Source organism: Pseudomonas beijingensis, from assembly GCF_030687295.1.
Lineage (GTDB): Bacteria > Pseudomonadota > Gammaproteobacteria > Pseudomonadales > Pseudomonadaceae > Aquipseudomonas > Aquipseudomonas beijingensis.
The window spans coordinates 318,930-332,272 of the sequence record NZ_CP117425.1 but is presented as its reverse complement, the minus strand read 5'-3'; the positions used below and the strand labels follow the sequence as shown (position 1 = coordinate 332,272).

Annotated in this window: 12 protein-coding genes and 1 pseudogene; 5 read left to right on the top strand and 8 right to left on the bottom strand. The window is 60.7% G+C overall.

Features of this window, described 5'->3' with window-relative positions:
• Window positions 1-87: 87 nt before the first annotated feature.
• Window positions 88-480 carry a 30S ribosomal protein S9 gene (rpsI, locus tag PSH84_RS01580; RefSeq protein ID WP_305482196.1) on the bottom strand — a complete coding sequence of 131 codons (393 nt, stop codon included), beginning with the start codon at window positions 478-480 and terminating at the stop codon, window positions 88-90.
• A gap of 14 nt (window positions 481-494) precedes the next feature.
• On the bottom strand, window positions 495-923 hold the full coding sequence (gene rplM, locus PSH84_RS01575; RefSeq protein ID WP_003205365.1) for a 50S ribosomal protein L13: 429 nt from the start codon (window positions 921-923) through the stop codon (window positions 495-497).
• Between the two features lie 245 nt (window positions 924-1,168).
• Between rplM and PSH84_RS01570 the strand changes: the two genes are divergently transcribed.
• Complete coding sequence (locus PSH84_RS01570) at window positions 1,169-2,209, top strand: NADP(H)-dependent aldo-keto reductase (protein WP_305468371.1); 1,041 nt, start codon at window positions 1,169-1,171, stop codon at window positions 2,207-2,209.
• A 127-nt stretch (window positions 2,210-2,336) separates the two neighbouring features.
• On the opposite strand, the gene PSH84_RS01565 is transcribed toward PSH84_RS01570, so the two are convergent.
• Complete coding sequence (locus tag PSH84_RS01565) at window positions 2,337-3,473, bottom strand: acyl-CoA dehydrogenase family protein (RefSeq protein WP_060740744.1); 1,137 nt, start codon at window positions 3,471-3,473, stop codon at window positions 2,337-2,339.
• A gap of 244 nt (window positions 3,474-3,717) precedes the next feature.
• Between PSH84_RS01565 and PSH84_RS01560 the strand changes: the two genes are divergently transcribed.
• A complete protein-coding gene (locus PSH84_RS01560; protein WP_205929626.1) occupies window positions 3,718-4,614 on the top strand; it encodes a GlxA family transcriptional regulator in 897 nt (298 codons plus the stop codon).
• A 192-nt stretch (window positions 4,615-4,806) separates the two neighbouring features.
• On the opposite strand, the gene zapE is transcribed toward PSH84_RS01560, so the two are convergent.
• From zapE to PSH84_RS01545, 3 genes are all read right to left on the bottom strand, one after another.
• Window positions 4,807-5,901 (bottom strand): cell division protein ZapE, encoded by a 1,095-nt coding sequence (gene zapE, locus PSH84_RS01555; RefSeq protein ID WP_072409535.1) that lies wholly within the window; start codon window positions 5,899-5,901, stop codon window positions 4,807-4,809.
• Window positions 5,902-6,003: 102 nt separating this feature from the next.
• Complete coding sequence (locus PSH84_RS01550) at window positions 6,004-7,359, bottom strand: tryptophan--tRNA ligase (protein ID WP_305482195.1); 1,356 nt, start codon at window positions 7,357-7,359, stop codon at window positions 6,004-6,006.
• Window positions 7,360-7,383: 24 nt separating this feature from the next.
• Entirely contained in the window at window positions 7,384-8,013 is a 630-nt protein-coding gene (locus tag PSH84_RS01545; RefSeq protein ID WP_122567024.1) for an alpha/beta hydrolase, read from the bottom strand.
• Window positions 8,014-8,160: 147 nt separating this feature from the next.
• Here PSH84_RS01545 and PSH84_RS01540 point away from each other — a divergent pair, with 147 nt between their 5' ends.
• The gene (locus PSH84_RS01540) at window positions 8,161-8,598 is read left to right on the top strand and encodes a Z-ring associated ZapG family protein (protein WP_003205372.1); all 438 of its coding nucleotides are present in this window, start codon (window positions 8,161-8,163) and stop codon (window positions 8,596-8,598) included.
• 349 nt (window positions 8,599-8,947) lie between these two features.
• On the opposite strand, the gene PSH84_RS01535 is transcribed toward PSH84_RS01540, so the two are convergent.
• Both PSH84_RS01535 and PSH84_RS01530 read right to left on the bottom strand, forming a co-directional pair.
• A complete protein-coding gene (locus PSH84_RS01535; protein ID WP_109754827.1) occupies window positions 8,948-9,685 on the bottom strand; it encodes a YiaD family glycine zipper/OmpA-like lipoprotein in 738 nt (245 codons plus the stop codon).
• 150 nt (window positions 9,686-9,835) lie between these two features.
• Entirely contained in the window at window positions 9,836-11,011 is a 1,176-nt protein-coding gene (locus PSH84_RS01530; RefSeq protein ID WP_305468374.1) for an aspartate aminotransferase family protein, read from the bottom strand.
• 98 nt (window positions 11,012-11,109) lie between these two features.
• Here PSH84_RS01530 and PSH84_RS01525 point away from each other — a divergent pair, with 98 nt between their 5' ends.
• Complete coding sequence (locus tag PSH84_RS01525; RefSeq protein WP_122567027.1) at window positions 11,110-12,027, top strand: LysR family transcriptional regulator; 918 nt, start codon at window positions 11,110-11,112, stop codon at window positions 12,025-12,027.
• 242 nt (window positions 12,028-12,269) lie between these two features.
• Window positions 12,270-13,284, top strand: a pseudogene (locus PSH84_RS01520) (sensor domain-containing diguanylate cyclase).
• The last annotated feature ends 59 nt before the right edge of the window (window positions 13,285-13,343 follow it).

Below are 13,343 nucleotides of genomic sequence, written 5' to 3'. Positions count from 1 at the left end.
GCAAGTTGTCACAGAGCAATTATTTTGCCCATAAAAAAACGCCCAGCTCCGTGAGGAACTGGGCGCCTTTTGAAAGCGGAAGCGAAATTAACGCTTCGAGTACTGCGGACGCTTACGCGCTTTACGCAGACCGACTTTCTTACGTTCAACTTCGCGAGCATCGCGAGTTACGAAGCCGGCTTTGCGCAGAGCACCACGCAGAGTCTCGTCGTAATCCATCAGGGCGCGAGTGATGCCGTGGCGGATTGCGCCAGCTTGACCACTTACACCACCACCGATAACAGTGACGTAGATGTCGAATTTTTCGACGGTCTCGGTCAGTTCCAGCGGCTGACGAACTACCATGCGGGCAGTTTCGCGGCCGAAGAAGTTATCCAGAGAGCGGTTGTTGATGGAGATGTTACCAGTGCCCGGAGGCAGGAAAACGCGTGCGGTTGCAGTCTTGCGACGGCCAGTGCCGTAATTTTGAGTCGCCGACATAATGAACTATTCCGTTAAAACTTCAGTTCTTGGGGCTGCTGAGCAGTATGAGGGTGAGCAGCGCCCGCATAAACCTTCAGCTTACGATACATGTCGCGACCCAGTGGGTTTTTAGGCAGCATGCCTTTAACCGCGGTCTCGATCACGCGCTCAGGGGCTTTGGCGATCAGCTTTTCAAAGTTGATCGACTTGATGCCGCCAGGAAAACCGGAGTGGGAGTAGTACATTTTGTCAGTGGTTTTAGCGCCAGTAACACGTACTTGCTCAGCGTTGATCACGACGATGTAGTCACCGGTGTCAACGTGAGGGGTGTACTCAGGCTTGTGCTTGCCACGCAGACGGCTCGCGATTTCGGTGGCCAGACGACCCAGGGTCTGACCAGCAGCGTCGACGACAAACCAGTCGCGCTTTACTGTTTCCGGTTTAGCAGTAAAAGTTTTCATTCTTTATAGCCTCAGGGGCCGCCCTGTAAATTAGACGGCGGATCTTACTGAATAGTGCGTACTTTGACAAGTCAAAGGCAGCCGGATACAGACGCTTTCGGGGGCTCGGGTCGGCGCGTCCGTTCAACGGCAAGATTCTTCGGCGGCGGCGCATCACTTCCACTGCAGAAAGAGGTGCGCAATTATGCAGATTGCGAAAAATATTTCAACCTGCTTTTATGATTGTTTTGCCCAAGGAGTTCCCGATGGACTATCGCCAGCTAGGCCGTACCGACCTGAACGTGAGCGCCCTGTGCCTCGGCACCATGACCTGGGGTGAGCAGAACAGCGAGGCCGAGGCCTTCGCCCAGATCGAACGCGCCAAGGGTGCCGGCATCAACTTCATCGACACCGCCGAGATGTACCCGGTGCCGCCCAAAGCCGAGACCTACGCCACCACCGAGCGCTACATCGGCAATTACTTCAAAAGCCGCGGCGACCGCGCCGACTGGATCCTGGCGAGCAAGATCGCCGGCCCCGGCAACACCATCGACTACATCCGCGACAAGAACCTCAAGCACAACCGCCGCCATATCGTCGAAGCCGTGGACGCCAGCCTCAAGCGCCTGCAGACCGACTGGATCGATCTTTACCAACTGCACTGGCCGGAACGCAGCACCAATTTCTTTGGCCAACTGGGCTACCAGCACAAGGCCGACGAAACGTTCACTCCGCTGGAGGAAACCCTCGAAGCCTTGGACGAACAGGTCCGCGCCGGCAAGATCCGCCATATCGGCCTGTCCAACGAAACGCCGTGGGGCACCATGAAGTTCCTCGCCCTGGCCGAGGCCCGTGGCTGGCCGCGGGCGGTGTCGATCCAGAACCCCTACAACCTGCTCAACCGCAGCTTCGAGATCGGCCTGGCGGAAATCGCCATTCGCGAGCAATGCGGCCTGCTGGCCTATTCACCACTGGCGTTCGGTTTCCTGTCGGGCAAGTACGAAAACGGCGCACGCCCCGCCAAGGGCCGCCTGACCCTGTACAGCCGCTTCATGCGCTACTTCAACCCGCAATCGGAAGCGGCCTGCAGCCGTTATGTCGCCCTGGCCCTTGAACATGGCCTGGACCCGGCGCAGATGGCCCTGGCGTTCGTCACCCAACAGCCGTTCGTGACCAGCAACATCATTGGCGCCACCACGCTGGAGCAACTGGACAGCAATATCGCCAGCTTCGACCTGAAGCTGTCCGATGAAGTGCTGGCGGGGATCGAGGCGATTCACAAGGATCAGCCGAACCCGGCGCCTTGATCCGCAGGCCTCATCGCAAGCAAGCTCGCTCCCACAGGGTTCGATGCTGATTACGAAATAGCGATCAGACATGAATTCCTGTGGGAGCGAGCTTGCTCGCGATAGCGGCCCCAGGCTCACCACCGCATCAAAGCGACCGCGCAATGATCTCCTTCATGATTTCATTGGTCCCGGCATAGATCCGCTGCACCCGCGCATCCGCCCACGCCCGTGCGATCGGGTATTCCCACATGAAGCCGTAGCCGCCATGCAACTGCACGCACTCGTCGAGCACCTTGCATTGCAGGTCGGTGCCCCAGTACTTGGCCATCGCCGCCGTCGGCACGTCCAGCTTGCCTTGCAGGTGCAATTCCAGGCAACGGTCGACGAAGACCCGACCAATCTGGATTTCGGTGGCCATTTCCGCAAGCTTGAAACGGGTGTTCTGGAAGTCGGCGATGGTTTTGCCGAACGCCTTGCGCTCGCGGGTGTAATCCAGGGTCCATTGCAGCGCCGCTTCGGCCGAAGCCAGGCCGCCGATGGCAACCGTCAGGCGCTCCTGGGGGAGCTCTTGCATCAGGTAGGCAAAGCCCATTCCAGCCTGCCCGAGCAGGTTGTCCTTCGGCACGCGGACATCCTGGAAGAACAATTCCGACGTGTCCTGGGCTTTCATGCCGACTTTTTCCAGGCGCTTGCCCTTTTCGAAGCCCGGTGTGCCCGCTTCCACCAGAAACAGGCTGGTGCCCTTGGCGCCAGCCTTGGGATCGGTCTTGGCGACCACGATCACCAGGTCCGCCAGGAAGCCATTGGTGATGAACGTCTTGGAGCCGTTGATGACGTACTCATCGCCGTCGAGCACCGCCGTGGTCTTCACGCCTTGCAGGTCGGAACCGGCGCCCGGCTCGGTCATGGCGATGGCCGTGACCATTTCGCCGGACACCAGTTTGGGCAAGTACTTGTGTTTCAGCGCTTCACTGCCGTAATGCAGGATGTACGGCGCGACGATGTCGGAATGCAGCGAGAAACCGATCCCCGTCAGCCCCAGGCGCCCGATCTCCTCGATCACCACCGTGCTGTAGAGGAAGTCCGCGTCCAGCCCGCCATAGGCTTCTGGAAGGTGCGAGCACAACATGCCCGCCTCCCCTGCCTTGTTCCAGAGCTGGCGATCGACATGCCCCTGTTTTTCCCACTGGCTGTGGTACGGCACGGCTTCTTTTTCGAGGAAGGTTCGTACGCTGTCGCGAAATAATTCGTGCTCGGGACTGAACAGTGTTCTTGGGATCATGGCTCACCTTTGGTTATTGTTGGACGTGGTTATCCGACAGAGCCTAAGCCTGCGGTGTGCGACAGGACACTGGACACATCCGACAAAAAATAAGACGATCCAGCCGTCTGTTGACCACTTTCCCCTATAAAAATAAAGATGAACTATGTCTATGCACGTCTCCACGCCCTTGCGGCGCGTCAGCATCCTGGCAATCGACCGGGTCTTCGCCTTCACGCTCATGCAAGCCAAGGATTTTTTCCACCTGGCCAGCCTGCGCTATGGCAAACAACTGGGCCAAGGCCTGACGCCGGCGTTTGAAACCCGCCTGGTCAGCCCCGATGGCAAACCGGTGAACAGCTTCAGCGATGTGATCATGCCGGTGGACGGTGGCCTGGAAAATACCGACGTCATCATCCTGCCAGCCTTCTGGGATGATTTCGCCAGCCTCTGCCAACGTTACCCCCAGATCCTGCCCTGGCTGCGCGAACAACACGCTCGCGGCGCGGTGCTCTGCGGCGAAGCCACCGGGGTGTTCTGGCTGGCCGAGGCCGGGCTGCTCGACGGCAAGGAAGCCACCACCTATTGGCGTTTCTTCAATGCCTTCAAGGAACGCTTCCCCCAGGTGCACCTGAACCAGGACAAGCACCTGACCGACGCCGACAACCTGTTCTGCGCCGGCGGCACGACCTCAGCCTGCGACCTCTACATTTACCTCATTGAACGCTTCTGTGGCGCCAACGTGGCCCAGGCCGTGGCGCGGGACATCCTGTATGAAGTGCAACGCAGCTATTCGCCAGGACGGATCGGCTTCGGCGGGCAGAAATTGCACCAGGACGTGATCATCCTGCAGATCCAGCAATGGCTCGAAGAGCACTTCGCCGACAAATTCCGCTTCGAGGACGTTGCCCGGGAACACGGCATGAGCATCCGCAATTTCATGCGCCGCTTCCAGACCGCTACCGGCGACAAACCGCTGCATTACCTGCAACGGCTGCGGATCGAAACCGCCAAGGGCCTGCTTTCCGGCAGCCGCAAGAGCATCAAGACCATCAGCTACGAAGTTGGCTATGACGACGCGAGCTTTTTCGCACGGCTGTTCCGGCAACATACCGACCTGTCGCCGAACCAGTATCGGCAGCAGTTTCAGCAGGCGGCGTGAATCAAGGGTTGAATACAGTCCAATGTGGGAGCGAGCTTGCTCGCGATGGCGACGGCTCAGCAGCATGGATGTTGACTGACACGGCGCCATCGCGAGCAAGCTCGCTCCCACAGGGTTATGCAGTGAACTGCTCAATCTCACGCGCACAAAAAAGGCCTGCAATCGCAGGCCTTTTTTTGTGCTCCGAGTCATCTATGGCTTATGCGCCCGCGACAGGAACTCGTGGGATTGCATCTCCAGCAAACGACTCAAGGTCCGCTGGAACTCGAAGGTCAAGCGACCGCCGGTGTAGAGGTCCTTGAGTTCGACTTCGGCCGAAATGATCAGCTTCACGTTACGGTCGTAGAACTCGTCGACCATGTTGATGAAGCGCCGGGCGATGTCGTCAGTGGTGACGCTCATCTGCTCGACGCCGCTGAGCAACACGGCGTGGAAGATCTTGCCCAGTTCGATGTAGTCGTTCTGGCTGCGCGGGCCGTCGCACAGTTCGCGGAAGTCGAACCAGGCCACGTCGTCGCAGGTGCGGATGGCGCGGATCTCGCGGTTTTCGATGATCAGCACATCGTTTTCCACCGCCTGGGTGCACTCCGGCGTCAGGGCGCGAAAGCTCTTGCGCAGGCTTTCTTCGGCGGCGGCATCCAAGGGAAAGTGGAACAGCTCCGCTTGTTCGAGGTGACGCAGGCGGTAGTCGACGCCGCTGTCGACATTGACGATTTCGGTGTGTTCCTTGATCAGCGCAATGGCCGGCAGGAACCGTGCCCGCTGCAGGCCGTCCTTGTACAGGCCGTCCGGCACGATGTTCGAGGTGGCGACCAGGGTCACGCCGTTCTTGAACAGCTCTTCCATCAAGGTGCCGAGGATCATGGCGTCAGTGATGTCGGAAACGAAAAACTCATCGAAGCAGATCACCCGGGTCTCGTCGGAAAAACGCTTGGCGATGATGGTCAGCGGGTTCTTCTCGCCACCCAAGGTCTTCATTTCCTCGTGCACGCGCTTCATGAAGCGGTGGAAGTGCGTCCGTGTCTTTTCCTTGAACGGCAACGCTTCGAAGAAGGTGTCCACCAGGTAGGTCTTGCCACGGCCGACGCCGCCCCAGAAGTACAGGCCCTTGACCGGTGCCTGGTCTTTTTTGCCGAACAGTTTGCCCAACAGGCCCGGCTTGTTGTTCGAGGCCGCGACCAGGTCGTCGTACAGGCGCTGCAAATGCCGCACCGCCGTTTCCTGGGCTGCGTCGTGGAAGAACTCCGGGCGTTTCAGATCAGCTTGATATCGTTCTAGGGGCGTCATATTCGTTAGCAAGGCAACAAAAACGGGCCGTCACTGTAGCGATGGCCCAGAGGAATGGCAATCGGCCCTTATTCGGGCCGATGGTCGGGTGACGCGCCGGAGTCAGTCCTGGGCAGGCGTCAGGGCGACGCGTAGCGCATCGATGGCCGCATCCCGGGCGGCGCTGTCGGCGAAGGCCGGGCTGTTCGCCACGCACTCGCCTTCGAGCCAGACGCTGAAGCTCAGGTCGTCGCTGCGCACGTCCAAGGGCTGGCCGGACTGCAATTGCTTGGTCACCTGCCCGGCGGTCTTGCCGTCGGCAAAATTGTTCGACAGCAACAGTTGCTCGCCATCGGCAGAAAGCAGGCGGAAACGGAAGCTGCCGTCCTCCTCGCGAAAGCTGACGAAACGTGCCGCCTTGGCCGCTTTCTTTTTGGTCTGGGTGGCCACCTGGACCTGGCTGACAAACGAACGCAGGCCAACAGCCTCGCGCAATTCGTAGAGGAACGGCGTTGCCACGGCCCGGGCCTTGCTCGCGCCCAGTTGCAGGATGTCTTCAAGGTCCGATGGACGCTCGATGAATTGGTGATAACGCTCGCGCGCTTCACCCAGCTCGCTGTCGAGCAACTGGAACAGACGGTTCTTGGCTTCGCCCCAACCCAGGCCTTGCAGCAGCTCGCTGCGGAACTCGGCGGACTGTTCGGCAGTGGCGAAGGCCTGGAACAGGGTGAACAGGTGCGAATTGTCCGGATCCTTGGCTTCGCCCGGGGCGCGGGAGTCGGTGACGATCCGCGAGATCGCGTCTTTCATGTCCTTGGCGCTGGTGAACAACGGGATGGTGTTGTCGTAGCTCTTGGACATCTTGCGGCCATCGAGGCCTGGCAGCGTGGCCACGCTTTCTTCGATCAGCGCCTCGGGCATGGTGAAGAACTCTTTGCCCTGGCCAAACAGATGATTGAAACGCTGGCCGATGTCGCGGGCCATCTCCACGTGCTGGATCTGGTCGCGGCCGACCGGCACCTTGTGGGCGTTGAACATCAGGATGTCGGCGGCCATGAGGATCGGGTAGCTGTAGAGGCCCATGGTGACGCCGGCGTCCGGGTCTTCACCGACTTCGACGTTCTTGTCCACCGAGGCCTTGTAGGCGTGGGCGCGGTTGAGCAGGCCCTTGGCGGCGACGCAGGTCAGCAGCCAGGTCAGTTCCGGGATCTCGGGAATATCGGACTGGCGATAGAACGTCACACGCTCCACGTCCAGGCCGCCGGCCAGCCAAGTGGCGGCAATCTCCAGACGCGACCGCTGGATACGCAGCGGGTCATCGCACTTGATCAGGGCGTGATAGTCGGCCAGGAAGTAGAACGAATCGGCGTTGCTGTCGCGGCTGGCGAGGATCGCCGGACGGATGGCGCCGGCATAGTTGCCCAGGTGCGGGGTGCCGGTGGTGGTGATGCCGGTCAGGATACGGGTACGCGTCGTCATGGGTTATCGCTTGTCAGACTGCTGTCAATTCGAGAGGCGCGGCAGGATCAGATCCTTGAGATCGGTCAGCTTGCCATGAAAAAAGTGTCCGCATTCTGCCACTTTCAGCAGCTCATGGGGGCGCTGAAGCGTATCGGACCATGCGTAAACCAGCTGCGGATCGACCACTTCGTCGGTTTCCGGCTGGATCACGGTCAACTCGCCACCGGTCGGCAAGGGCGATTGCTCGTCCAGGCGCATCACCGCCGGGGCCACCATGAACAGGTGCTTGACCGGTTGCCCCTGGGCTTCCAGGCGCCCGCCCAGGCTGGCGGCGACAAAGCCGCCGAAGGAAAAACCGAACAGGGTCAGGGGCAGTTGCGGGTATTTTTCACGCAGCCATTGGGCGACCGCCTGGGCATCGTCCACCTCGCCGGTGCCCATGTCATGACTGCCTGCACTGGCGCCCACGCCACGATAATTGAAACGCAACGTAACCAGGCCAGCATCACGGGCAGTGCGTTGCAGGGTCGAGACTACTTTGTTGAGCATGGTCCCGCCTTGCACCGGGTTCGGGTGGCAGATCAGCGCCAGGCCACGGGGGGCCTCACTGTCCAGGTACAAGGCTTCCAGTTGGCCCACGGGGCCATCGATGACGACAGGGGTTTCGCGCATAAGCAAGGGAAAGAACTCCGTGACCCCGAATTGGGTCGACTCGTCTAGCTAAAGTCTGTGCCTGGCATGATTGCGATGTTCTTCGCGGTATACAGCGCAGGTCCGAGCCGTTAACGTAAAGCAAAGCCGTTTATAGAGGAAGGACTCGTGGAACACTCGCTCTTAGTTTGGTTGTTGCCGACTCTTGCCCTGGTTGCCGGTGTCGCCATTGGATTCCTGCTTGCCCGACTGCTGCCCAACGCGGTGCCCAACAGCACGCAACGTCAGCTGGACGACATTCAGGAACGTTTCGACAGTTATCAGAATGAAGTGGTCACTCACTTCAACAGCACCGCTTCTCTGGTGAAAAAACTCACCCAGAGCTACCAGGATGTCCAGGATCATTTGTCCGAGGGTGCCAATCGCCTGGCCCTGGACGAGCAGACTCGCCAGCGCCTGCTGGCCGCCCTGCAAGCCGATGCGGCACAGACTCCACGGGAACGCCTGACCCCACCCAAAGGGATTCAGGAACCGCCGCGGGACTACGCCCCCAAGGCCCCGAATTCACCCGGCATGCTCGATGAGCATTACGGTTTGAAGAAGTAATACCGAGCGACACCCAAAAGCCCGCCCGATTACCTGATCGGGCGGGCTTTTTATTGACTTAAGAAAACCCCTCTGTGGGAGCGAGCTTGCTCGCGATGACGGTGGCATATCCAACATCATCGGTTCAGGCGGACCGCTATCGCGAGCAAGCTCGCTCCCACAGGTGTGATCGGGGCATGCGCAAATGCTGCGTCCGCCACAAACTCCCTGTGGGAGCGAGCTTGCTCGCGATGACGGATGGCGATTGCCCAGGCGCTGGCGATGCGGCTCACCACAAAGGTCTAAACACTAGCGGCAAAAAAAGGGCCCCCTGTTTCCAGAGGGCCCCTTTCATTTACCACCCAGCGGTTTACGGGTATTGCTGATAAGTCTGGCCCTGCTGCTGCGGTGCCTGCTGGTAATTCTGGCCCGGAATGGCCTTGAGGTTGACCTCGACCCGACGGTTCTGCGCACGACCATTGACGTCGGCGTTGCTCGCCACCGGGTTGTCCGGGCCGGCGCCACGGGCCGACAGGTTGGCACCGCTCACGCCCTGGGACGTCAGGTAGGTCGCCACGCTCTGGGCACGGCGCTGGGACAGGTCCATGTTGTGCTGGCGGCTGCCGGTGCTGTCGGTGTAACCGACGATCTCGATCTGGTTCTGGTTGAACTCCTTGAGGGAGTTGGCCAGGTTGTTCAGCGGCTGGTAGAAGCTGGACGCGATGTTCGCCGAGTCAGTGGCGAAGGTGATGTTGCCCGGCATGATCAGCTTGATCTGGTCACCCTGGCGCTGCACTTCAACACCGGTATTGGCCATGCTGGCGCGCAGTTTCTTTTCCTGCTGGTCGGCGTAGTAGCCGTAGCCGGCCGCGGAAGCCCCCACCACCGCCGCGCCGATCAACGCGCCCTTGCCACGGTTATCGTGACCGATGGCCGCACCGGCCAAAGCTCCCGCCAGCGCACCAAGGCCGCCGTACTTGGCGGTTTTGCTCATTCCCGACGATTCGGTAGAGGCCTGGCCCTGGTTGTCATAGGGGTTAGGCGACGCACAGCCGGACAACAAGGCCACAGCAGTAGCGACAACGATCAAGCGACGCGAGGTGAACATGGAATGCTCCTGGTTTTCAGTCTGAAGTGCCAGGGCGTAGGCAATCGACTCTGGCAGGCGTTGGAACGCGCCAATCGTTAAAAATTCCGTCCCGCTGCGTTGCGCTTCGCCCGGCTCACCGATAAAAACCGTCCGCCGGGCGAACGCCCCTCAGCCCTGCGCCAGACAGCGGCTCACGCCCCTGACAATCATCTCCACTTCCCGCCCATCGAGCGTCAGCGGCGGCAGCAGGCGGATGGTCTGCCCCCGGGTGACATTGATCAGCAGGCCGTGGTCCTGGGCGGCGCGAAGGGTCAGGTCGCGGACCGGTTGCTTGAGCTCAATGCCGATCATCAAGCCCTGGCCGCGAATCGCCAACACATTCGGGTTGTCCGCCAACTCCGTCCGCAGCCGGCTCAGCAACTGTTCGCCCTGGTGCCTGGCGTTATCCACCAGCGCTTGTTCCTCGATGATGTCCAGCACCGTGCAACCGACCCGACAGGCCAGCGGATTGCCGCCAAACGTACTGCCATGGCTGCCAGGGGTAAACAGCTCGGCAGCCTTGCCCCGTGCCAGGCAGGCACCGATGGGCACACCGTTGCCCAGGCCTTTGGCGAGGGTCATGACGTCCGGCACGATGCCCTCGTGCTGGAACGCGAACCACTGGCCGGTGCGACCGATGCCGGTCTGGATCTCGTCGAGCATCAACAGCCAGGCGCGCCGGCTGCACAGCTGCCGCAAGGCCTTGAGATAACCCGGTGGGGCGAGTTGCACACCGCTTTCGCCCTGGATCGGCTCCACCAGCACCGCGACGATGCGTTCGGCGTGAGCCTGTTGAATCTGCTCCAGCGCCGCGAGATCGCCGAACGGCACCTTGATGAAATCCCCCGGCAAACGGTTGTAGCCCAGCCGCACGGACGGGCCGTCGCTGGCGGACATGGTGCCCAAGGTGCGCCCATGGAACGCATTGTCCATGACCACCACCAACGGCTGCTCGATGCCCTTGTGCCAGCCGTATAGGCGCGCCAGTTTCAGCGCGGTTTCGTTGGCCTCGGCGCCTGAGTTGTTGAAAAACGCCCGCTCCAGCCCCGACAGCCGGGTGAGCTTTTGCGCCAGGCGTTGCTGCCAATCGATGCTGTACAGGTTGGAAGTATGCAACAGCAGGCCGGCCTGCTCGCTGATGGCGGCCACCAGCCGCGGGTGGGAATGGCCGACATTGGTCACCGCCACGCCCGCCACCGCATCGAGATATTCGCGGCCGTCCTGGTCCCACAGGCGCGTCCCCAAGCCATGGGTGAAATTCAGCGCCAGGGGTTGGTAAGTGGTCATCAGGCAGGCAGCAGTCATGGCATCAGGCTCCATTGGTTGGTTTTTTCCAGTATGGTTAGCCACCAAGACTGGATAAACACTGCTTTACTTCAATCATTTAAAAGCCGAGCTTGATAATGGACCTGTTCCAGGCAATGACCGTTTACGTGAAGGTGGTCGAAACCGGAAGCCTGACCGCGGCATCCCAGGCGTGCGAAATGTCCACCACCATGGTGGGCAATCATCTTCGTGCCCTGGAGCAACGCCTCGGCGTGCGCCTGATCAACCGTACGACACGGCGCCAGCGCCTGACGGAATTCGGCTCGACCTACTACCAGCGCTGCCTGGAAGTACTGGGGCTGGTGGCCGACTCCGAGCGCCTGGCCGAACAGACCCAAGGCGAGCCCACCGGCACCCTGCGCATCACCGCACCGCTGACCTTCGGCACCGAACGCCTCGCGCCGGCCCTGGCCGAATTCAGCCAGCGCTTCGCCCAGGTCAAGCTCGACGTGGTGCTGACCAACCAGCGCCTGGACCTGCTCGACCATGGATTCGACGTCGCCATCCGCCTCGGCCATCCCGACCCGAAACTGATTGCCCGCCCATTGCTGGACTACACCCTGACCATCTGCGCTTCCCCCGCTTACCTGGCCCGGCGCGGCACGCCGGAACAACCTGCGGATCTGCAGCAACACGATTGCCTGTCGTTCGCCTATTCGGCAGCAGACGAATGGCGCTTCGCCCAGGATCACTGGCCCATCAACGGGCCGGACGGCGAGATCAAAGTGCCGGTGAACGGACCGATGCTGATCAACAGTTCCTCGGGTCTGCATCGCGCAGCCCTGGCCGGGATGGGCGTGGTGATGCTGCCCGATGCCCTGGTCGCCCAGGACCTGAAGCATGGACACCTGGTGGCGTTGCTGCAGGACTACCAATTGCCCCATCGGCCGATGAGCCTGATGTATGCGCAGGATCGCTACCGTTTGCCGAAACTGCGCAGTTTTGTCGAGTTTGCGCTGGAGAAATGGGGCAAACCCCACCCCCCAGCCGGGTGATGTTGTGGCGAGGGGATTCATCCCCGCTGGGTTGCGCAGCAACCCCAAGGCTGTCGGTTCACATAGCAGGTGAGTCGGGTTTGATGACTTTGGGGGCCGCTATGCGACCCAACGGGGATAAATCCCCTCGCCACAAAAGCAAATCCCGCCTGAACATCCCCCGCTAGTGACGCCCCGCCCCATCAGCTACTCTTTCTCCTTGGACGAGCATTTTGATATCAAGGCTGATTGAGGAAACGACGATGGGAGATGCCTCGAACATCGACATGCTGCGGTTCGACCTGTCCGATCTGGACGAAGGCGTGCTGCACACCATCCTGGAACTGGTCAGCGATGGCATCTGGGATTGGAATGCCAACACCGGCTTCGTCTACCGCAACCCCGGCTGGTACACGATGCTTGGCTACCTGCCCCATTCACTGGACAACACCGTGCTGACTTGGGAAAGCGTGATCCACCCGGAGGATTACCCACGGGTCATGGCGTTGTTCGACAACTACCTGGAACAACGATCCCACCGCTACCAGGCCGAATACCGTTGCCGCGCGCGCGACGGGTCCTACATCTGGATCGAGGATCGCGGCTACGTGATCGCCCGCAACCCGGACGGCACGGTGGCACGCATGATCGGCGCCCATCGCAGTATCGACGACAAGAAGCGCCTGTTCGAACAACTGGAACGGCGCAACAAATCCCTGGAAGCCATCATCGAAGAACGCACCCGCGAACTGTCCCGGGTCAACCATCAGTTGCAGATCCAGCTCGACGAAAACCGCAGGCTTGCCGAAACCGATGCCCTGACGCGAGTCGCCAACCGCTATCGCCTGGACCAGGCGCTGCCGCTGGCCTGTGAGCGCGCACAGCGTTTCCGCGAACCGCTGTCGCTGATCGCCATGGACGTCGACGACTTCAAGGACATCAACGATCGCTACGGCCACGCCTTCGGGGACGCAGCGCTGGTGCAAGTGGTGCAGAGCGTCCAGCACTGCGAGCGCGACGGTGATTTGCTGGTGCGCTGGGGCGGTGACGAATTCATCATGATCTTGCCCAACACCACCCTGGCCGACGCCTGCCTGCTGGGCGGAGAACATTCGCCGAGGCCTGTCCGACCTGCTGCCGGTGGGCGACTTTCAGATCACCATGAGTTTTGGCGTGGTGCAGCGGTACGACGATGAACAGCACGCGACGTTGTTGCACCGTGCGGACCAGGCGCTGTATCGCTCCAAGATGGCGGGCAAGAATGTGATTTGTGAATGAACGGTGCCCCGCCAACGACAAAAAACAATGCAGACATGAGGCGCTGGCTGCGGTCATAG